Consider the following 26,593-nt stretch of genomic DNA (forward strand, 5'->3'; position numbering starts at 1 on the left):
CGGTTGGACTCTGCCCCACCCGGGCGCCGAATTACTCCGCGAAGCTGCTGCCATCCACAAAGCTGCCGAGCACGATATTCGTGCTCGGCATTTGCTTCCAAAGAAGCCTCCCGCAGAAGCGTGTCTTCCGCTGCATGACCACAATGATCCCGCGATCCTGCCAGAGCATCACTGGATCGCTTCTGGATCACCCACGAGTATGACAGAACCGCTCTCTCCGGTGTAGTCTAGCGCGGAGGCCTTGCGAGTCAGGAAGTAGCCATAGGCACCCGCGCCCGAGCCTTTTTGATAGAAGACGCCTTGAAAAGCAGTCTTTTCTGGCGAGGCAATCCCCCAGTCATTTTCGTGGATGAAGGTGCCGTCAAAGGCGCACTTGGCCGCGTTGAGCTTCAGCTCGAAGCTGGAGTCGCTGGCCGGGACCTTGGTTACTTTGCTATCCGTCGTGACGTTCACCCGGCGCAGGAGCTCGGTGGACAGCTGTCCTCCGGTGAAGGCGAGTGAGGCGTTGCCATTGGCCGGGCTGACTGGCAGCAGCGCATCCCCGATGCTGCCAGCATCAGGGCCATCGGCGCGGCGCAGCACGCTACTGGCGGGTGAGAACACGGTCTCGTAACGGGCTCCGTCAAGACCCACGCGAATGGGCTGCCAGCCGCCAGGATAATGCTGGGAGCTGCGGTCCACCGGGCGCAGCCAGTCGAGGTTGACGGCGGCAAAGTCACTTTCGGTCTGGGTGCTGTCCAGGGTGATGTCGCCGCTGAGGAAGCCGGCTTGTTTGTAAAGCTGCGCGAAGAACGGAAGCTTAAGGTCCTTGGTGACCTTGCCAGACGCTGAAACGCCGGTGCCGTCCGCGAGCTTGAGCGCGAACATGACGGCGCCGCTTTTACTGATGGTGGCAGTTCCGCACCCATAGCCTCCCGGGAAGTCTGTGGCGGCAAGGCCGAGGCTGGCGGATTGGTGCGCCTCAGGCTCGAGGTTGAGGCTGAAGATGTCATCCTCGATGGCATTGGCGATGTCCACATAACTGCCGGCGGAGTCCTTGAGAGAAAAGTAACTGTCGTTGGGGCTGGCGTCGTCATCATCCGCCAGGGTGTAGAGGGCGCCGGCCGTGATGCCGCCGGGCACCGGGGCATTGAAACTGACCTCGCTGCCGACTTCCAGCCGGCCACTGAAGTCCACGATGACGCCGCCGTATGCCGGGATGAGCTCGTTGACGCCAAAGACGGAGACATCCAGGATCTCGGCAGGTGGGCGCGCGGGCAGGATCACCGAGTAGTTCTGGGTGGCCGCGCCAGCGCCGAGGTAGGCGGCGGGAATGGTGGTGGGCCCTGTGAGGCCGTCAAAGAAGGCACGGTCGGCGCGCAGTGTGGAGACGGCGAGGACCTGGGAGCGCAGGAAATCCGTGGCGGTGACCGTGCCGGTCATGCTGTCCTTCGTGCGGCCCGGGGACAGATCAATATCGAGCGTGAGCACCAGGCTGGGCTTGCCGGTGCGGGCGATGGCATAGGAGGTGGCGCGGGCGGGGCCGAACCGCGCCTGGCCGGCGTCGTCAAAGAAGCCTGGGGCGCTGAGGGTGGTCCCCTCCAGGCTGAGCTTGGCGGTGAAGGAGCCGGAGGCGGTGAGGACCACGGAGACGAAGCCCTCGGTGCTGTTGTTCCGCGGCGTGCCGTTCGGCAGTGGCAGGGTGGGGCTGGCGTGGATGAGCCCCGTGTATTCGATGCCTGGGGAACCCTTCGGCGCATTGCCCAACGGCAGGAAGGGATTGGCGACAAAGTTAGCCCTGAGAATCAGGCCCTGGCGGTGGACGAAGCTGAGGATCGGCTTCTGCAGATCACTGGCGGAGATGGCCAGATCCGCGATCGTATGACCGCTGAGGATAGACCAACTCACAAACAGGCCTCCCGGGGAGGGACTGGTGGCAGGAGTGGCGGTGATGCTGAACCTGTCCCCGGTCTGACGGTTCGAAGTCGGTGAGAAACCAGCCGTCACCGAGCCGGGACCGGCGATCTGGACAGCGAGCGGCTGCTGGCCCTGGGTCGTGAGGCTGCCACCGGGCGGGTTCCCATTTTCCGAGGAAGTGAAGAGCTCCAGGAGCGGGTTCCCCGGATCGGCGTTGGTGCCGCCGAGGAGTAGCACGCCACCGCTCTCGCCCGTGTAGTCGAGCCCCTTGGGTTTGCGGGTCTGGAAGAAGCCATAGGCGCCAGCGGCCAGACCCTTCTGGTAGAAGATACCCTGGTAGGATGTCTTGGAGAGGGAATCTGTGCCCTGGTCATTTTCATGAATGAAGGTGCCCTCGAAGAGCCCGGATTTAGCCGTGATCTTGAGTTCAAAGCTGGAGTCGCTGGCGGGCACCTTGCTGACCTTGTTGTCGGTGGCGATGTTGACCCGGCGCAGCAACGGGCTGGCCAGCTGGCCGTTGAAGAAGACCAGGTGCGCGTTACCACTCACGGCGTCCGCTGAAGGCAAAGGCTCCCCGACGCGGTCCGGATCTGCATCGTCCGCGGTGAGCAAGACACTGCTGGCAGGCGTGAAGCTGGCGCTGAACCTGGCACCCTGAAGACCCAGCCGGACACTGTTTTTCCAGCCACCAGGGAAGTGCTGGGCGGCGGCGTCGAGCGGGCGCACCCACTCCAGGCTCGCGGCGCTCAGGTCGCTGTCGGGATCGGTGCTGTCCAGGGTGACCTCCCCGCCCAGGAAGCCGAGCTTGTTGTAAAGCTGGACGAACAAGGGGGTTCGCAGATCCTTGGAGAGCCTGGACGAGCCCGTGGCAGAGCTCCCGTCGGCCAGCTTCAGCGAGAAAGACACCAGGCCACCCTTCGTGACCGTGAGCGTGCCGAAGCCGTAGCCCTCGGGGAAATCGCCGTTGCCGAGGATGTTGTCGAGGCGTTGAAATCTGACGGGATCCAAGATGTAGGGGACCGACTCTCCGTCGTAGGCGTCACCGATGTCCGCATAGTCACCGGAGGGGGTTTTGAGGGAGAAGAAGTTGTCCCCAGGGCTTGCGTCATCCTCGTCCACCACCGTGTAGAGGACGCCTGCCGTCAGGCCGGTGGGAGCGGGCGCGGCAAAGGTGATCAGGCTGCCGATTTCCAGCACATTGCTTTCGTCAATGATGATGCCGCCATGATTGGCGATGGCGTCGTTGATGCCGAACAAAGCCATGGTGTGCGTCGTTGCCAGAGGCAGGGGCGGCAGCACCACGGAGTACAGCTGGTCTGCGGAGTTGTCTCCCAGATAGGCAGCGGGCACCGTGGTGGCCGGGGTCAGGGCGTCGAAGAACACGCGGTCCGCCTGGATGGTGGACACGGCGAGCACCACCGAACGCTGGAAATCCGTGGCCGTGACCGTGCCGGTGATGGTGTCCTTGGTGCGGCCGGGGGAGACATCGATGTCGAGCGTGACCAGGAGGCTCGGCTTGTTTAGCCGCACCACCGTGAGGATTTTCGAGCGGTTGTTACCGAAGCGGGCCTGGCCGATCTCATCGAAGAAACCTGCCGCAGGCAGCACGCTGCCGTCGATGGTGAGCTTGGCTGAGAAGGAGCCGGTGGTGGTGACCAGCGCGGAGATAAAACCTTCCGTGCTGTTCCCCGGCAGCGTGCCGTTGGGTGCGGGGAGCGCAGGGCTGGCATGGATGAGGCCGGTGTATTCCACGCCCTTGGTGCTGCCTAGCGGCACAAAGGGATTGCTGACAAAGTTGGCCTTGAGGATCAGGCCCTGGCGGTGGACGAAGCTGAGGGTCGTTTTCTGCAGATCATTGGCCGAGATGGCCAGATCTTCAGGGGTGTGGGCGCTGGCGATGGTCCAGTTCACGAAGAGGCCGCCAGGCGTGGGCGTGGTATCGGGAGCGGCAGTGATGCTGAGGCGGTCGCCCACGTTCCGGCTGGAGGTGGGGGAGAATCCGGCCGTCACCTTGCCCGGGCCCACGATGTCGACCTGGAGAGGCTGCGGTCCCACAGGCGTGAGAGCGGAAGGCACCGTGCCGGGTCCGGTCCCGAGGAGCAAGTTGCGGGTGGGGACGGTGGTGCCGCCTGCGAGCACCACGCCACCGCTCTCGCCCGCGTAGTCCATGGAGGCGGGTTTGCGGGTGAGGAAGTAGCCATAGGCCGCCGCGTCCGGGCCCTTTTGGTAAATCACGCCTTGGAAAGAGGTCTTGGAGGACGAGGAGGCGCCAAGGTCGCTTTCGTGAATGAAGGTGCCATCCATGGTTCCCGGGCCCGGCGTGATCTTCAGCTCGAAGGTGCTGTCACTGGCGGGGACCTTGGAAACCTTGTTGTCCACAGCGATGCTGACTTTGCGCAGGAGCAGGGCGGAAAGCTGGCCGTCGAAAAAGGCCAGCCGTGCGTTGCCATTGGCGGCATCCACAGCGGCCAGGCCATCACCGATGGCGTCCAGGTCGGCACCGTCCGCCGCGCGCAGGGCGCTGCTGGCAGGGGTGAAGCTGCTGCTGTACCGCGCGCCTTTCAGACCCACGCGGATGCTCTTCTTCCAACCTGCCGGGTAGTACAGGGAGGTCGCGTCAAAAGGGCGTAGCCAGCCCAGATAGGTGGCGGCCAGGTCACTGCCAGGAGCTGTGCTGTCGAGGGCCGTTTCACCGGCCAGGTAACCGAGTCCCTTGTAGAGTGGCACAAAGAGCGGGAAGCGTAGATCTTTGGACAGCTTCGTGTTGGCGGTGAGCGGCGTGCCGTCCGCCAGCTTGAGGGTCAGATTGACCACGCCCGCCTTGGTGATGGTGAGCGAGCCGCCGCCGTAACCCTGCGGGTAGTCCGAGGGTGCCAGGCCGCTGCCTTGGACCTGATGGTTGTGCGGATCCACGGAGACGTTGAAGAGCTCGCCCTCATACGTGTCGTCGATGTTCACGTAGCTGCCATCGGCGTTCTTGAGGGAGAAATAATCGTCCGTGGGGCTGGTGTCGTCGTCGTCCGCCAGCGTGTAAACCTCCCCGGGGACGATGCCGTCAGGCGCGGGGGCATTAAAGCTGACCTGGCCACCGACCTCTAGGACGCTGCCCTGGTCCACGATGACGCCGCCGTGGTCGGCTTCCAGCTCGTTCACGCCAAAAACGGAGACGATAGCCGTCTGGGCCAGTGGCAGCGGGGGCAGCACCAGCGAGTACGTCTGCGTGGCGCCGCCAGCGCCGAGGTAGGCGCCCGGCACCGTGGTGGCGCCGGTGATACCGTCGTAGTGAGCGCGGTCGGCGCGGAGGGTGGACACCGCCAGGACCATGGAGCGTTGGAAGTCTGTGGCCACCACCGTGCCCGTGATCGCGTCCTTGGTCCGGCCGACGGAGATGTCGATGTCCAGGGAGATGATGAAGCTGGGCTTGTTAGTCCGGGCGATGGCAAAGGTGGTGGCGCGTGAGCGGCCGAAACGGGCGTGGCCGGCCTCGTCAAACACCCCCGGGACGTTGAGCACGCTGCCGTCGATGGTCAGCTTGGCAGAGAAGGAGCCGGTGGTCGTGACGAGGGCGGAGATCAGGCCTTCCGTGCTGTTGCTGGGCGCGGTGCCGCCGGGGGCGGGCAGGGTGGAGCTGGCATGGATGAGGCCGTTGTATTCCGCGCCCTTGGAGCCCTTGGCCGGATCCCCCAGCGGGGCGAGGATGTTCGGGGTGAAATTCGCCCGCAGCACTAGATTCTCCCGGAAGACAAAGCTCAGCATCGGCTTCTGAAGGTCGCTGGCCGACACGGCCAGATCCGCCGGTGTGTGGGAGCTGACGATCGTCCAGTTAACGAACAGGCTGCCGGGGGCGGGGGCCGAGACCGGTGCGGCCGTGATGACCAGCCGCTCTCCCGCCTCACGATTGGAGCTGGGGGCGAAACCGGCGGTCACTGAGCCCGCGCCCACGATCTGCACGGCCAGCGGTCGCAGGACCTTGAAGGTGGAGGAGACCGCGGAGGAGACCCGCTCCGTGGTGGCAAAAGGAAACGGAGTGGCCTGGCTGACGGTGGCGCTCGCCGATCCGTCCAGAGTCACCGTCTTGCCGCTGATACTGACCACTTTCCGGCCCATGAAATCAGAATTCGGCCCCAGTCCGACGGGCACGGTTTGCAGGGTGACCTTGGGGCTGCCCGTGGAACTGTTCGTGACGGTGGCGTTGCCGTTGGCCGTGGCGAAGTCCACGCTGCGCACTACCACGGTGTTGCTGCCAGAAGCGGGGGTGAGCTGGGCTTGATAGCCTGTGGACGGGGCTCCAGGGGTGTCCAGCGTGGCATCCAAAAAGGCGCCTCCATTCAGGGAATACTGCACCTTGCGCACCCCTTTTTTGTCCGTGGCCATCCCCGTGAGTGCCACCTTACCACCGACCGGCAGGCCGAGGGTCGCCTTGGCCGCAGGGGCCGTGAGGGTGACGCTAGGCGGCGCATCATCCCCGGCAAAGGTCAGGGCGGAGGGATCCACAATGCTCACCTTGGCCGAGGTGGGGCTGCCCAGCACCGCCCCCCCGGTGGGGTTGCTGAGGGTGACCGTGAAGGTCTCGTTGTTTTCCACGGCCGCATCCGGAGCGGTGGGGATCAAAATCGTCTGGGTGGTGGAGCCTGCCGGAAAGGTCAGCTCCTGACTGGCCACGACCGTGTAGTCGCCGCCCGCTGTGGCCGTGGCACCTGCGGCGCTGGTGGACACCGACACTTTCACCTCGCCCACAGAGCCGTCGCTGCGGCTCACCACGACGGCTGCATCACCGCCCTCGCTGACCATGAATCCGGGAGTGGCAAAGCCCAGCTTGCCAAAGCCCTGCACGGTCAGCACAAACGAGCTGGTCGCGCCGCTGGTGGGATCCGTGACGGTGATGGTACTGGTGCCAAATTGGCCAGCGACCGGTGTGATGGCGACCGTCCGGTTAGTGCCGCTGCCACCGAGCACGATGCTGGCATTGGGCACAAGCGTGGTGTTGCTGGAAGCCGCCGTCAGGGCACCGACCACCCCGACCGTGAAGGGAATGTCACCGGTGGGTTGATTCTGGGCCACCGTCGTGTCCGGGATCGTGCCTATGACTGGCGCGGTCAGGCCTGTCTCCAGCGTGGCCAGGTTGGTGTTGTAGATTGTGAAGGTCTGCGGGCCCGGCTTGCCCGGCCCCAGCCAGACGACCTCAACGACGAACAGGCTGCCGAGCGCGGGATTGTCCTTCAGCGCCTGCAGGTCGTAAAATCCCGGGGAGCCCAGGCCCGAATCCGGCTGGATGAGCAGCGCGTCCCAGTCGGTGGCAGCCGCGCCGGAGGGGTTCTGCAGCGCCTTGAAGAGCTCGGAGTCAAACTGGATGTTGAAGCCCTGCCCGTCCACGAAGCTGTGCCCGGCCACGCGGTAATTGAGCCGCCAGAGATCCTCGCCGGGCGTGGTGTCAGGGAGGTCAACCGCAGCGTAGTGAACACTCGCCGCGGCATGGACGGCCGCCGGAAACACCAGGACAAGGCAGGTCATTAGCAGGACCCGCACCACATTCATTCGGCCAGGCGATGAATTTTTTTTCATAATGTGTTAGGCTTATATGAGGACGCGCCACTTGTTGCAAGCCGTTCGTGGGAAGTGTTCGTGGCGCGAGGGTGATTGCGAATAACTTTCAGCGGGCCAGAAATGACCGCTGGAAACGCGGAAAGCCGCCTAAAATAAGGGCTCCGCGCCCGCAGACATGAAAACAGGTCCTGCATGACGTGACATACAGAATTTTATTTCCTGCATTTTTAATTTTTGGGTAACAAATTGTTGCGAAATTGTAATGTGTAACCGGAGATCCTGTATTGACAGTGAGTGTTACTGTCACCTAATCTCCGGCCAAACCAATTATTGTTTTTTTAAAATGACGCGGCCCGCCTCAGATCTGCGGTGTGCAGAAAGCCAGTATTGTCATCTTTCACCTTCAAGCCCAGTAATCCCGTGAAGAACCAGACACCTCCGAAGGATGTTAGCGCAGGATGCTCCAGGAGTTTCAAACTCCTGGCCCAATGGGCCTTGTGCCTGTTGATGTTCCTGCTCCTCGCCACGCCCGGCCCGGCGGTAGCGCAGTTGAAAAAAGTCCCGTTCATGATCGGGAACTACAAGGTGGTGAACACCCTCCGCGTCAGTCGTCAGGAGTTCGAGTTCAGCATCGAGGCGGACATCACCAACCTTGGCGCAGACGCGCCCAGGGTGGTGGGCACGGTGACCTCCACCTCGCTGGACACGGCCATCGTCGTGCGCACGCTCGCCTTTGGCGACGTTCCGGCAGGAACGACCAAGACCAGCCTGGGAACCTTCGCCATCCGGCAAAACCGGCTGGTCGCTTTCAATCCCAGCGTTTTGCGCTGGCAGTTCACCGTCAACTCCCAGGAGTTCAAGGTCGCCATCGCCAGCCCGCTGGACGGCATGCTGGCCAACACCTCCGTGGTTCATGTCACGGGCACAACCTCGAGCCCCGCGACGACGGTCAATGTGAACCTGACCCCGGCCGTTGTGACCGGCAACAGCTTCTCTGCCGATGTCCCTCTCACGGAGGGTGCCAACACCCTGACAGCGGTGGCCACCAATCCGCTCGGCCTGGTGGCGACGACCAGCGTCAACGTCAGCCGGGACACGGAAAAGCCGCGTGTGGGCATCAATGCGCCGTTGGAAAACTCCGTCACCACCAAGAGCAGCGTGACGGTGACGGGCATCTTCAGTGACACGGTGATCGGCACCGTGAACAGCGAGCAGGGTACCGTCGTTGTGAACGGTGTGCCCGCGCTGGTCGCCAACCGCACCTTCATCGCTAGCAACGTCCCGCTGACGCCGGGGCTGAACACCCTCACCGTCACGGGCACGGACAGGGCGGGAAATGTGGGCACTGCCACCACCACTCTGACCTATGAGGCGGGGATGGTGTCGCGCATCCAGGCCTTTTCAGGCGACAATCAGTCTGCCGTCATCGGGGCGCTTCTGGCCCAGCCGCTGGTAGTTCTGGTGACCGATGAGCAGGGGGCGCCGGTGCCCAATACCGAGGTCATTTTCAAAGTAACCCAGAATGATGGCGAGCTCACGGGCGGCGGCCGCACCGCGCGGTCCATCATTGTAAACACCGATGGCGCGGGCAAGGCCCAGGCGTCCTTCCAGCTCGGCAGCCGTGTCGGCGTGGGCAACAACGAGGTGCAGGCCACTGCGGTGGGTTTCCAGGGGCCGGCCGTGTTCATCGCCTCCTCCGCCCCTGCTCCTGCTGGCTTGATCGTTCTGGATTCTGGTAACCGCCAGGCAGGCGTGCCCAACCAGCCGCTGCCGAAGCCCTTTGTCGCCATTGTGGTGGATGCCGGTTACAACCGCCTGGCCAACACGCCGGTGATCTTTTCGGTGATCAAGGGCAATGGCACCCTCGGCGGCCTGCCGGTGAGAACGGTCATGACAGACAGTGACGGCCGCGCCCTTGTCACCCTGAAGCTGGGGCCGGACGAAGGCGTGGAAAACAATGTCATTGAGGCGACTTTCCCGGGTAGTTCCCGGCCTCCGGTCGCCTTCCTGGCCTCCGGCGTGCTGCCGGGAGACGCCATGCAGACGAGCATCAGCGGCGTGGTGCTGGACAATAGCGACGTGCCTGTTCCGGGCGCCACCATCACCGTCGTGGGCACGGGGCTGACCGCCCAGTCAGACGCCCAGGGCCTGTTCATGCTGAAACCCGCGCCCGTGGGCACGGTGCGCCTGGTGGTGGACGGTACCACTGTCCTGCGTCCCGGCTCCTGGGTGACGCTGGATTACACGCTGACCACCGTCGCGGGTCATGACAATACCATCGGCATGCCGGTGCGGCTGCTGCAGATCGACACCTCCACCGCCGTGGGCGTGGGGCTGAACTATGGCGGCACTATCACCCTGCCGGAATATCCCGGCTTCAGTCTCACCCTGGCACCGGGGTCAGTGACCTTCCCGGGCGGCTCCAAGGTCGGTTCGGTGACCGCCACCGTCGTGCATCTCGACAAGACTCCTGAGGTGCCGAATTTCGGCCAGCAGCCACGCTTCATCATCAGCATCAACCCCAAGCAGTGCCTCTTTAATCCACCCGCCAAGCTCTGCCTGCCAAACGTGGACGGGCTGCAGCCGGGCCAGAAAACGGAGATGTATTCCTTCGACACCGATCTGGCCAGCTTTGTGGCTATCGGCACCGGCACGGTCAGCTCCGATGGCATGCAGATTTGCTCGGACCCCGGCGTTGGCGTTATCAAAGGCGGCTGGCACTGCGGCGGCAACCCGTCCGTGTCCGGCAATGCGGGCACCTGCCCGCCGTGCCAGAAATGTGAAGGCAACGGCTGCGTGGCGGATCCCGGTAAAAACGGGCAGATGCCCCCGGACAACAAATGCGTCACCTGCAAAAATGGCGCGCAGGTCCCCATCACGCTTCAGCCGGGACACGAGGCTTCCATCACGGCCTCGATGCCCAACGAGACGATTGGCAAGGTGAACGACGAGTTGAAGAAACTGAAGAAGATCGGGATCAATGTGGCCTTCACCGCGCCAGACAACATCACCCTGACCGGCAACGAGGAGCAATGCTGTGATCCCAAGATGGGGCTCGGGATGAAGAGGGAGCTGTCCGGTAATGCGGACCTGGGCAGTCTGACCATCGAAGGCAAGCTCTGGCCGCCGGGTCCGATCCCTCAGTTCGGCCCCAAGAAGGTGGACTTCAAGGGCTTTGCCTCGGTCGAAATCGAGGGCGAGCTGGACGTCGGCGTCTTCATCGGCGGCACGATCGGTGCCAGCGGTCAGGTGGGCTTCCGGCGTGAATGTCCCTCCCAGGCCAGTCCTGATGGCAAATCCTGCTTCTTTGGCACGCTGAGAGCGCGGCTCACCCCGCGGCTTTCGGCCCGTGCGGGAGGCAGCTTGCAGGTGACCACCAACTGTTTCATCTGTGATGAGTTCAAGTTTGCCGCCAGCGCCAGCATCCTTTTCGGCGACCTCACCCTGCCCATCAACATCGCTCAGATTGGTTACAACCTCAAGGATTGCAATGAGGGCCTTTCGGGCGGCATTCTCTCCGTCCAGCCCTTGAGTGCCAAGGTGGGCGTGAAGTTTTCCGGAAGTTACGAAACAGGGGGTGCCAAGAGCCAGGTGGACTATTCAGCAGACTTCTTGTCCATCGAAGTCTCGAGTGAAGACCCCTACGTGACGATCAAAACTATCTTTTGAGGACGACGACCCCGATGCATTTGCGTTTACATGACAAGTTGTTGAGAGCCACGGAGACTTGGCTGGGGTGCCTGCTGGTCTTGTTTTTGCTGGGTGCGCCCGGCGCCGTGCGGGCGGAGGAGTCCGTCGTCACCCTTCGTCTGCCGTTTTATGCGGAGGCCAAGTATATACTGACGGCTTGTGGCCTCCAGGTCAGGGAGCGCCAACTGAACAACGAGCGCTGGTGGGAGCAGGCCGGGGCGGTCGAATCGACGTCCGATCTGGCGATGAAGCAGGTGGTGAAGGCCATGCGTGACAAGGATCGCGATGCCCTGTTTGCTTTGTCTGACCCTGTGGAAGGCCGGGATGGCGAGCGTTTTGACACCCAGGCCAGCGCCTTTTTCGAGCAGTTTGTCGGAGTGGAAGTGCTTTCCATCCCCCGGGCTTACCTGTTCGATGGCATGGCGGTTTTCTTTGCCGAGGTCCGCCGTGGTGAAAAGGCGGGCTTCGTCTCTTTCGCCTTCCGGTTCAACGAGGATGGCTCCTACAAGTTCCTGCCCTACCGGACCACGCGCATCAGCTATGTGATGGTGACGGACTGGTTTGACATGGCCAAGGGAAAACTCCCCGAGGCCCCCATGTACTTGAGCGACGAGGAGGTGGGCAAGACCACGCACGTCACTCCCGTCCTGACGCCCCCTGTTCAGCCTCTGGGAGATGCGGCCGCCAGCATGCTGGTGTTCACGGGGTTTCCAGCGGATGCCGCGCTTGAGACCCCTCTGGTGACAGAGGTGAAGCAGACCCTGGCCAAGATCAAAGAAGAGCTGGCCAAGCCGGACCTGGGCGAGGTGACCCGGCACATGCTTCCCAAAGGCGCTGGCCGGCTTAAGAAGTGGCTGGTCACGGCCAAGCCCGAGGAGCGGGCGCAGTACCGCACGGCCATCCTGGGTCAGGAGCCAGTTTTTGTGATGGACGCAGGTCCCATCGCCGTCGCTTACCTCAGATCCCGGGAGTCCCCCAAGATTGAAGTCATGTACTTCATCCACAACGAGGACAAGACTCTCGCCTGGACCAACTCCTCCAATGTCCTCCCGGTGGACCAGATTTTTAAAAGTGGTGTTTTTGACCGGGCAAGCCTGGAGGCCCCCCCTTTTGGCAGCCTTCTAAAAAAGTAAACAATGAATACTCCCAAACTGGCACAAAGGTCAGGAGGCCGGGCCCCGAGGGCCGCATGGCTCCATGTCTGCCTTTCCTTCCTGGTCTGGTTTAGCCAAACGGCCATGGCTGACCCGCTTCCGCCCGGCACCATTGTGAGCGTGCTCAACCGCAGCGTGCAGGTGCGCGAGGACGGCACCTGGAATCTGCCGAACATCCCGGCCAACACAGGGCTGGTCCGGGCGCGCGCCACTTACACCAAGGACGGTGTGACCCAGTCCGGCCAGTCTGACTTCTTCCTGGTCCCGGCCAACGGCTCCGTGACGGTGCCAGACATCATCCTGGGCGCGGTGAGCCCCATCCCGAAGGAGCTGAAAGTCACCTCCACAGCGACGACCCTGACAACCAGGGGTGCCACCGCGCAGCTGACGGCCACGGCGACCTACCCGGACGGCACGGTGAAGGACGTGACCTCCCCAGCTCTGGGCACCAGCTTCTTCATCAGCAACACCACCATCGCCAGCGTGAGCGACTCCGGCCTGGTGACGGCGAATGCGGCGGGCACCGTCATCCTTTCCGCCACCAATGATGGCGCGGTCGGCATCATCCAGCTGCGCGTGGCATTCTCCTCCACCGACTCCGATGGTGACGGCATCCCGGACGAGATCGAGGTGGCGAACCGCCTGAATCCCAATGAGCCGGTGGATGCGAAGGAAGACCCGGACGGCGACGGCCTGTCGAACTTTGAGGAACTGATGGTCTACGGCACCGATCCCTTCCGCGCCGACACCGACGGTGACGGCATCAAGGACCGGCAGGAGGTCCTCGGCACGCTGGGCAAGGTGACCAATCCCTTGCTGCGGGACACGGATGGCGACGGCATCAATGATGCCCTGGAGTACCAGACCGGCACGGACCCCACGGACTCTAACAGCAAGAATTTTGCCGCGGCGCTGGACTCCCTGCAGGTCACCCCCTCCGCCATGGTCCTGACGGTCAACTCAATCCTTGGCGAGGCCTCCCAGCAACTTTCGGTGGTGGGCCGCTTCAAGGACGGCAGCACCCTGGACCTCACGCCGACGAGCCGGGGAACCAATTATGTGTCTAGCAATCTCTTTGTGGCCAACTTTGGCAGCCCCGACGGCCGTGTGTTTGCCGGTGACGACGGCACGGCGGTGCTGACGGTGACGAGCAACGGGTTCTCCAAGACCGTCAATGTGACCGTGCAGTCCTTCGCGCCGGTCGCGCGCTCGTTTGTCGACATCCCGGGCTTTGCCAATGCAGTGGCGGTGCAGGGCAGTTACGCCTACGTCGCCGCCGGAGCCAGCGGCCTCCAGGTGGTGGACGTGTCTGATCCCCGCAACCCGGTCATCGTCGGTTCGCTGGACACGCCCGGAAACGCGAACGATGTGCGGGTGTCAGGAAATCTGGCCTACGTGGCGGACGGCACGGCAGGTCTGCGGGTCATCAGCATCGCCAAGCCCACTGCGCCTGTGTCCATCGGGTCGGTAGACACGCCGGGAGAGGCCTGGGATTTGGTGCTGGTCGGTACCCGGGTCTACCTGGCGGACGGCTCGGAAGGTCTCAAAGTGATCGATGCCTCTGTGCCCAGCGTTCCCAGCATTATCGGCAGCCTGATTGTGAATGGCACCGCCAAAGGGGTGGATGTGTCTGGCACCACGGTGGCGCTGGCCGTGGGCTACGGCGGCCTGCTGGTGGTGGATGTGGCGAACCCGGCGCAGCCCGTGCTGGTCGGAACCGCGGCTTACAGCAGCGCAGACGCGCGCGACGTGGCCCTCAGCGGCACCTATGCCTTCGTCGCGGACACGAGCTTGAGCTTGATGCCCGTCAATCTGGCCAACAGGGCGGCTCCCGTGGTGGGCACCCCGCCTTCAATCAGCACCGGGGGCAGGCTGGAGTGCGTCGTCATGGACGGACGTTTTGCCATCGGAGCGGACATCAATTTTGTGAACGGCGTGCCGATCACGGACGTGAGCACGCCTGCGACTCCCGTACCCAAGGCAATTCTGGACTTCGGCCAGTATCGGGATGATGATGGTCACGGCATCGCCGTGCAGGGCGGGTACGCGTACCTGGCCGCCGCTTATGGCAGTGCCTTCGTCGAAAATGGAACTTACGGCACCTCCCGGCTCTACATCGGTCAATATCAGGTCATCGAGGATAACGCGGGCATTCCGCCGCAGGTCTTCATCACTTCGCCAGCCTCGGGAGCGACGGTCACGGAGGGTTCCACCATCACCGTCAAGGTCAACGCGTCGGATGATGTGGAAGTGGCGGCGGTCCGGCTCCTGGTGAACGGGGTCCAGGTGAACTCTGACAGCGGGGCACCGTATGAGCTGACGTATGATGTGCCCCTGGGCGCGACCACGCTCACGCTCCAGGCACAGGCGGTGGACTTTGGCAACAACGCCACGACCAGCGCCTCCGTGGTGGTGAACGTGTCTCCGGATCTTCCGCCCACGGCCACCATCGCCGCCCCTGCAGAGGGCGCGGTGCTGTTTGAAGAGCAGACGGTCACCTTCACCGGCTCCGCGGTCGATGATTTGGGCGTGGTATCCATGAAATTTTATGTGGAGGGCGTGCTGGCTGACACAGACACCTCCGCACCTTACCAGACGACCTTCGTGGTGCCTCTCGGCGTGACGAGCAGGAGTCTGCGGGTGGAAGCCGTGGACACGGCGGGACACACGGCCACGAGCGCCACGCGGGTGCTGCAGGTGGTCCCGGATCCGAAGACGACGGTGATCGGCAAGGTGGTGGATCCTGCCGGAGCCAGCGTGGTTGGCGCGGCCGTGACCCTGAACTTCGGCGGCACTGCGACCACCGCGATCAATGGCAGCTTCTCCATCTCGAATGTGCCCACGGTACGCGGCAATATTGTGGCCAGCGTCACGGCCAATGTCGGTGGCAAAAATTTGAAGGGAACTTCCGCAGCCATCCCCCCGAACCCAGGAGCGGTGACGGACCTTGGCATCATTTCCTTCCGGGACGAGCTGGCGCTGCTCATTGTCTGCTCGGACTCCAGTCCGCCCACCAGCCAGATGCTTGCCTCCGGCTACTTCTCGAAAGTGGACGTGTATTATTCCAACTACCAGACACCCACGCTTTCATATCTGCAGCAGTATGATGCGGTCCTCCACTATTCCAACAACTACCCGGGTGACGCGAACGCTCTTGGCAACGTGCTGGCGGACTTTGTGGATGCAGGCGGAGCCGTGGCACTGGCCACTTACAGCTACAGCAGCCCGTGGTCGGTGGCCGGGAGAATCATGCAGACGGGATACTCGCCGTTCAAAAACGTGCAATCCAACGGCACTCCCACTGGCAATCTGGTCGCCGTGGTTCCCGGGCATCCCATTTTCGAAGAAGATGTGCTCACGGGCCTGCATTATTTTAACAACTATAATTTTGCCAGGCCCACGCTGGACACGAACGCTATCCTGCTGGCCACGGATGGTAGTGGTGTGAACATGATCGCCGTCAACGCGGCGGGCAACATGGTGGGTCTCAATCTGTTTCCTGCCCTTTACGGTGGCAACAATGAGAACGTGTACAAGCTGATCGCCAACGCCGTGTTTTACGTGGGCGGCGGCTCGGTCGTCTCCAAGTCCCCCAAGTTCACCACGCATCCTGCCGACCAGACGGTGAACGCGGGTCTGAATGCCACTTTCTCTGTCGTCGTGACAGGAGATCCCGCGCCCTCCATCAAGTGGCAGCGGTCGGTCAATAGCGGCGCCAGCTGGACGGATCTGGTCAACGGTCCCGGCCACAATGGCGTCACCACGTCCGTCCTCAGCGTGATGAATCTGACTGCCAACCAGAGCGGTCACCGCTACCGCGTGGTGGCGACAAACACGCTTGGCTCGATGAACAGCAACAGCGCCACGCTCCTTGTGAGCTCCGTGCCGGTCATCGTTTCACATCCCACCAGCGCCACCCTCTTCATCGGGGACGAAGCTGTTTTCGAGGTCGCCGTGGCAGGGCACCCCGCCCCGCAATACCAGTGGCAGATCTCCACCAACGGCGGCGATACCTGGACGGACTTGGTCGAGGGGGCGGCCTATGTGGGCGTGCAGACCGCTTCGCTGCATGTGCCTGACCTGACGCTGAACATGTCGAGCTCGCGTTTCCGGGTCGTGGTGACCAACGCCCTGGGCGCGACCACCAGCAACGCGGCGACGCTCACGGTGCGGTCCGCTCCGGTCATCACCCAGCATCCTGCGGATGTCACGGTGAACTCGGGCTCGGCGGCTCAGTTTTCCATCGTTGCCTCCGGCACGCCGGAGCCTTCCTACCAGTGGCAGGAGATGGGTCAGGGCGGCTTTTCCTGGACGAACCTGGAAAACACCGGCCCTTACAGCGGCACCCATGGCACGACCTTGACGGTGACCAGCAGCCCGCTTCTCGGCGGCATGCACTACCGCTGCGTGGCGACGAATATTTATGGCAGCCGGACGAGCGATCTTGCGCACCTGTTCGTGAACTACGCGCCCATCTTCTCCACCCAGCCGGCGAACTGGACGGTGATCGCGGGTGATGGCGTGATGCTGACGGCGGGCGTCAATGCGGTTCCGATGGCCATGCTCCAGTGGCAGACCTCGGTCAACGGTGGCGGTGCCTGGACCGATCTGGTGGATGACGGTGTGTTCACTGGCACGAACACCCATCAGCTTTCATTCATGTCCACGCTGGCGCAAAACGGTCATCTGTTCCGCCTGCGTGCCACAAACAACCTGGGCACGACCGCCAGCAATCCGGCCACCCTCACAGTCACGGCCACGGGTGTGATGAGTCTGCAGCTGACTCCGGCCACGCTCACCAGCACCTCCACCAGCTCAGCCGTCCTTCAGATCAAGGGAATGACGGCCGGGGACACCGCCGCCGTGGAACGCTTTGTCGATGTGAATGGCAACGGCATCATTGATGCGGCGGACTTCCTGGCGGAGAAATTCGCCGTGACCAGCGGCGAGGTGGCTTCCATCGGCGGCGTGCGCAATCCCTTCGTGGCGGGGGATGAGGACGGCGCGGCGGATGGTCAGATCTCGGTCAAGATCACACCTTCGGTCGGGTCCGAGTTTGGCCGGCTGGCCGGGGCGCACATCCTGAGGGTGAGCAGCCCCTTTGAAAACTTCGCCCCGCTGACCACCACGCTGACCCTCACACAGCCCGCTCTTGCGCAGTCGTTCACCGGCACGATTACCGATGGTGCCAACCGGGTGCCTTATGCCAGCGTGGTGCTGCTGGATGCGAGCACGGAAGAGTTCGTGGTCGGGGCGCTGGCCAATTCTACAGGCAAGTACACCATCACCGCGCCACCGGGGACCTATAAGGTCGTCGCGTTCAAGAGCGGTTTTGTGACGAATTTCGCCGCCGCTCCGCCGGTGGCACTGGCTGCCGGGGCGACGGTGAGCCGGGTGGTGACGCTCACGGCGGCCACCACTTCCATATCCGGGGTAGTAACCGGACAATTCGTGGCCGAGGGATTCGCGGAGAGCGGGTTCAGCGGCGTCCAGGTCTTCGCCACGTCCCAGGGCGGGCTGGCGGCGGTGACGCAAACAGACGATCTCGGTCATTATCTCCTGCCGGTCACGTCCGGCATCTGGAGTGTCACCACTTCGGAGGAGTCTCTCCGCCGGCTGGGTTACGTGGGCGTGAACTACGACACGACACCCCTTTCCGTCAGCACACAGGCGGGCGCGGTGACCGGGGCGAACCATTCGGTGTATCCTGCCACGGCGCTCATCCAGGGCACGGTGAGAGGTCCCAATGGCAACCCGCTGCCAGGCATCATGCTGGATGCGAGCCACAACTACGGCACGCTGGAGGTGGGCAATCTGCTGACCGACGCCGCCGGCCACTACGTCATGCCGGTCACGGACGGGCCTTGGGTCATCTACATTGCACACGACAGCCCTGGTCTGACGGGGCTTCTGGTTCCGGACGGCACGGAGTTTCACCTGAACTACTATGAGGTCCGGCAAGCGGACTTCAGCCTGGTCGCGGCCACCACGCAGATCACGGGCAGTGTGAAAGACGGGGGCAACCTGCCCATCAGCGGGGTACGGGTCTATGCCTCGTCCACCCTGGGCGGAGTGAACTTCTCCAGTTCTGCCACCACAAGTGCCACAGGCCAGTATTCCCTGGCCGTCTGTGCCGGGCACTGGACTGTTTCTGTCGCCGCGGACGAGCTGCGCTCCCGCGGTTATGTCTGGCCTTCCGAACAAACTGCCATGGTCGCGGGGGCGCCTGTGATCCGGAACTTTGTGGCCCCGCAGGCCTCCGCCACCATCTTTGGTTCGCTGAAGGATGACCACGGCACCCCCATCACCGGTGTGCCTGTGTATGGTGAGTCCACCTTCGCCGGGGTGGTGTATTACGGCACCGCGCTGACCAACGAGCTGGGCAACTACTCGCTGCCCATCTTCCCGGGTTCGTGGGCGGTTTCTGTGTCTGAGGAGGCGCTGCAGTTCCGGGGATATGTGGCACCTATGTCGCGCAGTGTCATGGTGCCGGCTGGCACTGCGGTGCTGAACCTCGTGGCACCGGTGGCCACGGGTGCGGTGACGGGCTCGGTGACGGATGAAAACTTCGCACCCATTTCGGGCGTGCGTGTGTTCGGCGACCTCACCCTGGGTAATGTCGGGTATGCGGCCAGCGGCGTCACAGACGATGACGGTTTGTATTTCATCCCGCTGTTTAACGGCAACTGGTCCGTGAGCGTGGACAACGACGACCTCCAGGCGCTGGGCTACGTGATTCCCGAGGCGCAGGAGGCCCTGGTCAACGATGAGTTCTACGATCTGAACTTCACCGCGATGTCGGCCTCTGCCAGCATCAAGGGCTTCCTCAGAAACCCGCAGAACCAGCCCATTGCCGGTGTGCAGATGTTCGGTTTCATCGCGGCGGACGGCTATCACAGCTTTGACATCACCAACACCCTGGGTGCCTACACGCTGCCGGCCACGGCAGGTTTGTGGAATGTGGGACCATCGGCGGAGGACCTGCAGGCCCAGGGCTACCTGCCTCCGGTGAATCAGGATGTCCTGGTAAATGCGGGTGGCATCTCCATGCTGGACTTTGTGGCCAATACCCCAGGCGGTCAGCCGCAGGTGGCGTCCGCGTTTGTCGCTCCCTTGCCTGAGATCACCCTGCAGCCCGCCAGCCAGTCCGTGGTGGCCGGTCAGAAGGTGGCCTTCCGCGTCGCCACCTCGGGTGGCTCAGTCAGTCTGCAGTGGCAGGTCTCCAGCAATGATGGGACCACCTGGACAGAGATCGGCAATGGCGCCAGCTACAAAGGGGCCACGTCTGCCGTTCTCTATGTGACGACGGACCTCGACCTGAACGGTCGCCGCTATCGCTGTGTGGTCACCCATGCTAACGGGACCCTCATCAGCAGTGGTGCGGTGCTCACGGTCAGGGCGCCGCGCCAGACGACTCCCTAACCCAATCGATCCGTCCGAGTCCCCCCATGAAGAGTCTTTCAGATCCAGCAGCATCGTCGTTGCCACGAGGCATTTCCTTGAACTCCAGGCTGGCGGCGGCGGCCGGGCTGCTGCTGGCGGCCTGCGTTCCGGCGCTGGCGGAAGACCTGCCGAAGATCGAGTTTGAGAAGGTGGTCTATGACTTCAAAACGGTGACCGACACGGACACGATCACGGGCGCCTTTAAATTCAAAAATACGGGCAAGGCGGACCTGATGATGCCGCAGCCCACCACGAGCTGCGGCTGCACCGTGGCCCGGATGGACAAGTTCATCTACCACCCGGGGGAGGAGGGCAGCGTCAGCTTTGAGTGGCGGCTCACCGGCACGCGCGGCCTCATGTCCAAGACGGTCACGCTGCAGTCAAACGACCCCCACAATCCGCGGCAGATCCTGACGATTAATGCCGACTACTCGCCTCTCTATGAGGTGGACCCGGTCTCGCTTACGGTGGACGTGAAGCTGGGTTCGGCCACCGCCGGCACCCCGGTGAAAATCTTCCGCATGGACGGCAAGCCGCTGCAGATCCGCCGGATCGAAACCTCGCAGCCCTGGATCACGGCCAAGCTGCTGGGGGAGACGGAGATTCTGGTGGAGGTGAAGGGGCTCGCGCCGCCGCGCCGCTACAATGAGACCGTCTCCGTCTACGCGGGGGACAATGACAAGACACCCGTGACCACCCTGCCAGTCTTCGGCGGCATCTCCGGAGAGCTCATTGCCTCACCAGACAGCTTGTTCTGGAGCATCACGGACTCGGCGCTGCAGCCGGGCCGGTCGGAAGCCCTGGTCACCCGGCGCCTCCGGGTCCGCTCCCTCTCGGGCAAGGCTTTTGAGATCAAGAACCTCGCCAGTTCACTGAAGGGGCTGAGCCTGGAACTGAATGAACTGGGGCCTGGCGGTTTTGAGGTGACCGCGCGGCTAGATGAAGTGCCCAAGCTGGGACACGAGGGCTTCCTGACTTTTGAAACCTCGGAACCGACGATGTCCAAGATGCAGGTCCCGCTCACCGTCGCCGTGCTCATGAAGCGTCCTGAACCCCCGGTGGGCGCGGAGGCTGATGGCCAGCCCGGCGCGCCGGTCACCACCACGACAACGACCACGGGCAGCGGGGCTGCGGCGGGACCAGCCGCTGGCAGCGCGGCTTCGGGCAGCGCGGCTTCGGGGAAGGCGGGCCCGGCTGGCAGCAGCAAATGAAGCCCTGCCCGCCCTGGGTGTGGATGCGGTCTTGCTGGCAGCGTCCGTCCTGCTATTTTACGGTCGCTCGGCCGGGGCACGGCAGCAAAAAAATACAGAGTTAGTTAGGTGAAACTCATCCCCCGTTTTCACAGCATCTCATGAGCCAGAACCCCATCGGACGTTCCGCTTCCGGCGCCTGTCTCCCAGCGCTTCTCCTTGTGCTGCTGGCCGTCACCGGTCTTCTGGGTGCTGCAGACGTGCCAAACCCCGCAGGTGTGAAAAGCACCGCGCGCATCTGGGACGAGGAGATCCTCGCGGCCATCCGCATTGACCGGCCGCACCCTCCAGTGCACGCGCGCAATCTCTTCTCGCTGTCTGCGGCCATGTATGACGCCTGGGCGGCCTATGATCCTGCGGCGGCAGGCTTCATCTACCGGGGCAAGCACACCGCGCCCGACATCGCCGCCGCACGGCACCAAGCGGTGAGCTACGCGGCCTATCGAATTTTGACGGAACGTTATGCGTTTTCCCTGAACGCGGCGAAGTCCCAGCAGGCCTTTGATGCCCGCATGAAGGCGCTCGGTTTTGACGTGGACAACAAGGCTGCGGACCCGGCCACACCGGCGGGTGTGGGCAACAGCGTGGCAGCGGCTGTCTCAGCGTTCTTCATGGAAGACGGGGCCCTCCAGGCGCAGGCCTATGCCGACCTGCCGGTGGAGAAGGGCGGGTACAAATGCGTGAACGAACCCCTGGTCACCGGCCTTAGCGGCACCAACGTCAAGGACATCAACTGCTGGCAGCCGCTAGCCATCGCCAATGCCATTGACCAGCATGGGAATCCCACCGGCCCCATCCAGACCTTCCAGGGCCCCCAGTGGCTCGCCGTCCGCCCTTTTGCCCTCAAGCGCGAGGACAGCCGCAAACCCTGGATCGATCCAGGGCCCCAGCCGCGACTCCAGGGCGCTGGAGACGCCCAGTTTCGGGATGAGGTGGTGGAGATCATCCGGCGCAGCAGCGAGTTAAACCCTGACGATGGCGTCGTTATCAACATCTCCCCCGGCGCCTTTGGCAACAACACCCTCGGCGCCAACGACGGCAACGGCCACCCGGTGAATCCGGCCACCGGCGCCCCTTACCCGCCCAATCTGGTGAAACGTGGTGACTTCTCCCGCATCCTGGCAGAGTTCTGGGCGGACGGTCCCACCTCGGAAACACCACCTGGCCACTGGAACGTCATCGCCAACAAAGTGGGTGACACCCCCGGCTTCAGCAAGCGCTTGGGCGGCCGCGGTAACGTGCTCAATGACCTGGAGTGGGATGTGAAGCTCTACTTCGTCCTCAACGCGGCGCTGCATGATGCCGCCTGCGCAGCTTGGTCCGTGAAGCGCTATTACGACGGAGGCCGCCCCATCTGCTTCATCCGTTACATGGGCCAGATGGGCCAGTGCACCCAGAAGGACGCGCCTAACTATCATGCGGAAGGTCTGCCGCTTGTGCCGGGTCTGATTGAAAGCGTGACCACCGAAACCGCGCGTCCGGGCCAGCGGCATGCCGGTCTGCCGGTCGGTGCCGTGGCGGTGCTCTCGTGGGCGGGCCAGCCGGCTGAGCCTACCAAAAAGCATGGCGGGACGAAATGGATCCTCGCAGCAGACTGGCTGCCCTATCAACGGCCGACCTTTGTCACTCCGGGCTTCCCGGGCTTTGTTTCCGGCCACAGCACCTTCAGCCGGTCGGCTGCGGAGGTCATGACGTCCATCACGGGCTCGCCCTTTTTCCCTGGCGGCCTGGCGACTCACCGGGAACCTGCCGACACCGGCCTGAAGTTTGAAAAGGGTCCCAGCCAGCCGGTGGAACTGCAATGGGGCACCTACTATGATGCGGCGGACCAAGCCGGCCTTTCCCGTCTTTGGGGCGGCATTCATGTGTCCGCAGATGATCTCACCGGCCGGCGCCTCGGTTCGCAGTGCGGCAAGCTCGCCTGGGAGCTCGCGCAGAAATACTTTGATGGCACCATCGTCAGCAAACGCGGACTTTTCGGCTATCAGCGTCCCAAGTCGTCATCTTGAGGCACATCATTCCACCTGCAAACCGCCTCAAAATCGCCCCCGCTGCAGTCCCTGTTCACTGCCGCATCCCGTTGCTCAGGTGGCCGAGCCCCCAGTCTGCGCCAATCCGTGGTGTTGTTGAGCAATCATGAGCCCAGCCTAATCTACGGCTATTCCAGAGTCACGCTGCCGCTCCATTGTGGCGTCACAGTCACCTTCTTAGCAGGCTCAACCTCACCATTAATGAACGGCAACTCGGCCACGTTGAAGAATCCAACCCCACGGTTGAAGCCTTCGCGTGTGATCAAGATCCCAGTGTAGGTTACCGAGCGAGTAATCGTGGGTGGCGTTTCCGCGTCACTTGTGGGATCGGGATCCTTCAACACGAAGGAGCCACTGAAATTGCCCGTTTTGGCGGCGACCGTAAGCTTGATGCCAAAATCATTGGGAGTCTCCACAGTGACAGCGTTTTTGTCATTGATGGCCACGTTCCACATTTCCAGACCACTGATGTGACCTTGGGTTTCTGCAAAGGTGAGTGACGCATTTGCATTAGGCAAGGCATCAGTGAGCAGCCCAAGCACCGGCTTATTGAGTCCTGGCTTGGCATAAAGTCCACCGATCACCTTCACATCATTCAACATGAAACCGAGCTTATATGTGCGTGTTGTCGATAGCTGCGGCTGTTCGTTTTTTACCCAATAAACCGAACCATCAAGCAGCTTTGGGACCGGTTCTCCGAGACTCTCATACTCTCCAGCCGTAATGAGCGATGTGCCCTGAACACAACCCGTATTCACATACAGCATGTTGTGCATGGCCACTTGACCACCTTTACCCAGAGGAGCGCTACCTGTGAAGACTGTGGCATCAGCCAGTTTACCAGACCAGCTCACAATACCTGCTGCGGTAACATTCACAACTGCAACGCCGAAACCTGCCGGTCCATCACCACCCTGCGGATCAAAAGCAGTGTTATAGCTTCCCACATATTGGGTGGCCGGTGCCTTCGCGCTCCAGGGGCTATGGAAGACGGTAAGAGTAGCCTCCCCCTCTTCATCGTTGCCCACGACTGCAAGAGTCTCTTCAAGGTTCTCATCTTCATAGGCCTGGGTGCCAACCGTGAAGTCAAGGTATAGCAGTGCTTGCCCGGTCTTACGCGAGATACTGGCATGCACGATAAAAGGCGCCTCGTCATTATCCTTCGTGAGGGTGCCTTTGAAAGCATAAGTTTTTGAAGCCAGCTTCACCGTGCCAGTGAACGCGCCCGTTGACAAAACGGTCACTTTCAAAGTGCCGCCAAGTTCATCCGTCAACACCTGATCTCTATTGATCAGACCGTAAAAATTGCCTGTTTCTGCGGCGCCCAACGGCATAACCTTCCACTCCACGGTTTGGATTTCACTGCTGCCCGCAGCGTTGCTAGCACTCACTTTGAGAAGGTAGGCAACGACCTCACCTCTAACCAACTTTGCTGCAGTGGCCTGGCCCGTCAGACGTCCCGTCGCAGCATCCAGCTTGATGCCCGCAGGCAGGCCGGAAACAGTGAACTTGGTCGGATTATTTGAAGCAGGAATGACAAAATTCACGCTCTGCGCTACCTGAACCGTATCAAAGGCTTCACTCAAATGCTCAGCATTGAGAGTTGGTTTTTGCACCACGGCCAAAACTGTTGGGCCGTTGTTGCCCACCACATCATTATGCGGCGTGTGCATGGTGATTTCACAGGTGTATTCACCTGCATGTCCTCCAGTCATGCCGGTAATAACGAGTGTTTTGTCATGGGTGCCGGTGCGGGCGTCGCCGTCGTCGAGCAAGGTTGTGCCTTGCTTCCATCGGTAGCTCATTGGCGTACCCGCTGGGAATGCAACGTTTGCGGTCATTGTGACGTTGCCGCCAAGAGGGACGGATCGCGTCGCGGGACCAGGAGTGACGACTGCTAGATAGACGTTGTCCGAAACCTCAGTGGAAACGTCACTTTTGGCTGTCAGGGTGTAAATGCCAGCATCAGTGGTTTTCAGGGGGCCAATCGTCAGAGAGCTGGCCGTGCCACCTGGAATGCTTGTCGTGCCTCTTTTCCAAAGCAAGGTGATGGGATCAGATCCTGTGACCCCTGGACTGAAGGTAACGATTTGACCAAGAGTAGCGACAACGGATTGCGCTTGCTCAACGAATTCAGGCGCTTGTGGTGTCTCGGTGGTGGCTATCACTGCCGTGTTGCTGTTAACGGCACCTAGACTGTTGCTGACCTGGACCCAGAAAGAGGCTCCCCCACTAAGGTAAGGTGTTGTGTAGCTGGCGCTCGTGGCTCCTTCAATAGGTGTCGTAGTGTCTCCGGATTCACCCATGTACCATTGATAGTTTAGAGGTGAACCAGTCGCAGTGGTTACCATCGTTGCCCTCTGGCCAATCACCCGTAACTGGCTTGATGGATGTTTCGTGATAACCGGTGGCACAATGCTGCTGGCTTTGAGGCTAAAGTTATCAAAAGACAGCGTGCCATAGCCAGGCCCAGCGGCCTTCATAAATCCGACCAAAGCAATGCCAAACTTGTCATCGGCCGACATCCCCCAATTGGCATTGTGTGCGCCACCGCCACCCGCAACACCATAGCTGGAAAGAGCCTGCCACTGATAACCATTGGTAGCGCCATCCAGATCCACCGAGAGGGTGAAAACTTTAGACGTCGCGTTGAATGATACCTTCAGAACACTGTTTGGCGATGTTGCGTTGAACTGCTCGGTCAGTCCTACGGATGCGACGTTGTCTGTCACGAACTCGCCGATAAAAATCTTTGAGGGTTTCGCCGGTGGTTGGGGGAAATACCATTGAAATGGGAGTGTAATATGATTCCCGCTATCTCCACTGATCTCGAGGCTTACCCGCACTCGGCTATTCACAACCAAGCTTTTGCCAGAATTTGTAGCTTCGACTGTCGCCTCCCAATCTTGCCCGTAGGTAGGTTGGCCTGACAAGAGTGAAAGCCTGCTCTCAGCCCCTTCCTCGCTCGCTCCCACGAAGGATAAACGCTGATCTGTCTCCACCAACTGCACAGAGCTAGCCTCCAGTGACCACTTTGCCGCATCGATTAAATTATCGTCGAAATTGTCAGTGATCATGCTCGGGGCCGTCCCTGCCGTGCCACTCAGGGAAACGACAAAAGGATTTTGACCGGGATCATTGCTGCCAATGTGAAGACTGGTGGCGCGCAAGCCACCCTCACTAGGGGAGAAACTCACCGTGAGTGTCTTGCTGGCGCCGGCTGCAATTGTGCTCTCGGTGAGCCCCCCAGTGATGAAATCACTGCTATTGCCGCCCACCATGCTAAAAGAAAGAGCTGACAAGGTCTCTTCGCCCGTATTCCGAATCGTGATGGGGCGATTAACTGAGCCGCCAACCACCGCATAACCCATATTCACCGATGCTGAACCGGTCAGAGGTGAGCCTGCCGGATATTCCACTGTGATCTGGGGCGGTAATTGGGCAGCGATTGGAGAAACGACTGCCAGTGAAACGAGGCATAGCAGCGAAAAACAAAAAAATCTCATGATGAGGCAGGTGTAAGCGCGAGGAGCTTGGCGAAGCCCCTTTTAATGTCAGGTTCTGTGATTGTCAAAAGAGGGAGGGT

At 62.0% G+C, this 26,593-nt stretch carries 8 protein-coding genes; 5 read left to right on the plus strand and 3 right to left on the minus strand.

The annotated features are described in order from the left end of the window. Positions 1-31: 31 nt before the first annotated feature. Positions 32-169 (minus strand): hypothetical protein, encoded by a 138-nt coding sequence (locus tag BGE01nite_RS28920; RefSeq protein WP_170266646.1) that lies wholly within the window; start codon positions 167-169, stop codon positions 32-34. Further along, complete coding sequence (locus BGE01nite_RS06740) at positions 169-7,458, minus strand: Calx-beta domain-containing protein (RefSeq protein ID WP_146849666.1); 7,290 nt, start codon at positions 7,456-7,458, stop codon at positions 169-171. Before BGE01nite_RS06740 ends, BGE01nite_RS28920 begins: the two co-directional genes overlap by 1 nt. Positions 7,459-7,947: 489 nt before the next feature. Between BGE01nite_RS06740 and BGE01nite_RS06745 the strand changes: the two genes are divergently transcribed. From BGE01nite_RS06745 to BGE01nite_RS06765, 5 genes are all read left to right on the plus strand, one after another. Continuing rightward, positions 7,948-11,109 carry a carboxypeptidase regulatory-like domain-containing protein gene (locus tag BGE01nite_RS06745; RefSeq protein ID WP_146849667.1) on the plus strand — a complete coding sequence of 1,054 codons (3,162 nt, stop codon included), beginning with the start codon at positions 7,948-7,950 and terminating at the stop codon, positions 11,107-11,109. A 14-nt stretch (positions 11,110-11,123) separates the two neighbouring features. Further along, positions 11,124-12,263 (plus strand): hypothetical protein, encoded by a 1,140-nt coding sequence (locus BGE01nite_RS06750; protein ID WP_146849668.1) that lies wholly within the window; start codon positions 11,124-11,126, stop codon positions 12,261-12,263. 105 nt (positions 12,264-12,368) lie between these two features. Beyond that, a complete protein-coding gene (locus BGE01nite_RS06755; RefSeq protein ID WP_170266647.1) occupies positions 12,369-19,706 on the plus strand; it encodes a carboxypeptidase regulatory-like domain-containing protein in 7,338 nt (2,445 codons plus the stop codon). A gap of 26 nt (positions 19,707-19,732) precedes the next feature. Next, positions 19,733-20,938 (plus strand): DUF1573 domain-containing protein, encoded by a 1,206-nt coding sequence (locus BGE01nite_RS06760; RefSeq protein ID WP_146849670.1) that lies wholly within the window; start codon positions 19,733-19,735, stop codon positions 20,936-20,938. A 140-nt stretch (positions 20,939-21,078) separates the two neighbouring features. Beyond that, a complete protein-coding gene (locus tag BGE01nite_RS06765; RefSeq protein WP_146849671.1) occupies positions 21,079-22,986 on the plus strand; it encodes a vanadium-dependent haloperoxidase in 1,908 nt (635 codons plus the stop codon). Between the two features lie 149 nt (positions 22,987-23,135). On the opposite strand, the gene BGE01nite_RS06770 is transcribed toward BGE01nite_RS06765, so the two are convergent. Continuing rightward, positions 23,136-26,513, minus strand: a complete 3,378-nt coding sequence (locus BGE01nite_RS06770) for a choice-of-anchor D domain-containing protein (protein ID WP_146849672.1) — start codon at positions 26,511-26,513, stop codon at positions 23,136-23,138. Positions 26,514-26,593: the final 80 nt, after the last annotated feature.

This window comes from Prosthecobacter gellanilyticus (genome assembly GCF_007992435.1).
GTDB classification, from domain to species: domain Bacteria; phylum Verrucomicrobiota; class Verrucomicrobiia; order Verrucomicrobiales; family Verrucomicrobiaceae; genus Prosthecobacter; species Prosthecobacter gellanilyticus.

Excerpts from the sequence above, each read along its gene's own strand:
- BGE01nite_RS06740 (WP_146849666.1), bottom strand. The coding sequence starts at position 7,458 with ATGAAAAAAAATTCATCGCCTGGCCGAATGAATGTGGTGCGGGTCCTG.
- BGE01nite_RS06750 (WP_146849668.1), top strand. The coding sequence starts at position 11,124 with ATGCATTTGCGTTTACATGACAAGTTGTTGAGAGCCACGGAGACTTGG.
- BGE01nite_RS06765 (WP_146849671.1), top strand. The coding sequence starts at position 21,079 with ATGAGCCAGAACCCCATCGGACGTTCCGCTTCCGGCGCCTGTCTCCCA.
- BGE01nite_RS06755 (WP_170266647.1), top strand. The coding sequence starts at position 12,369 with ATGGCTGACCCGCTTCCGCCCGGCACCATTGTGAGCGTGCTCAACCGC.
- BGE01nite_RS28920 (WP_170266646.1), bottom strand. The coding sequence starts at position 169 with ATGCTCTGGCAGGATCGCGGGATCATTGTGGTCATGCAGCGGAAGACA.
- BGE01nite_RS06770 (WP_146849672.1), bottom strand. The coding sequence starts at position 26,513 with ATGAGATTTTTTTGTTTTTCGCTGCTATGCCTCGTTTCACTGGCAGTC.
- BGE01nite_RS06745 (WP_146849667.1), top strand. The coding sequence starts at position 7,948 with ATGTTCCTGCTCCTCGCCACGCCCGGCCCGGCGGTAGCGCAGTTGAAA.
- BGE01nite_RS06760 (WP_146849670.1), top strand. The coding sequence starts at position 19,733 with ATGAAGAGTCTTTCAGATCCAGCAGCATCGTCGTTGCCACGAGGCATT.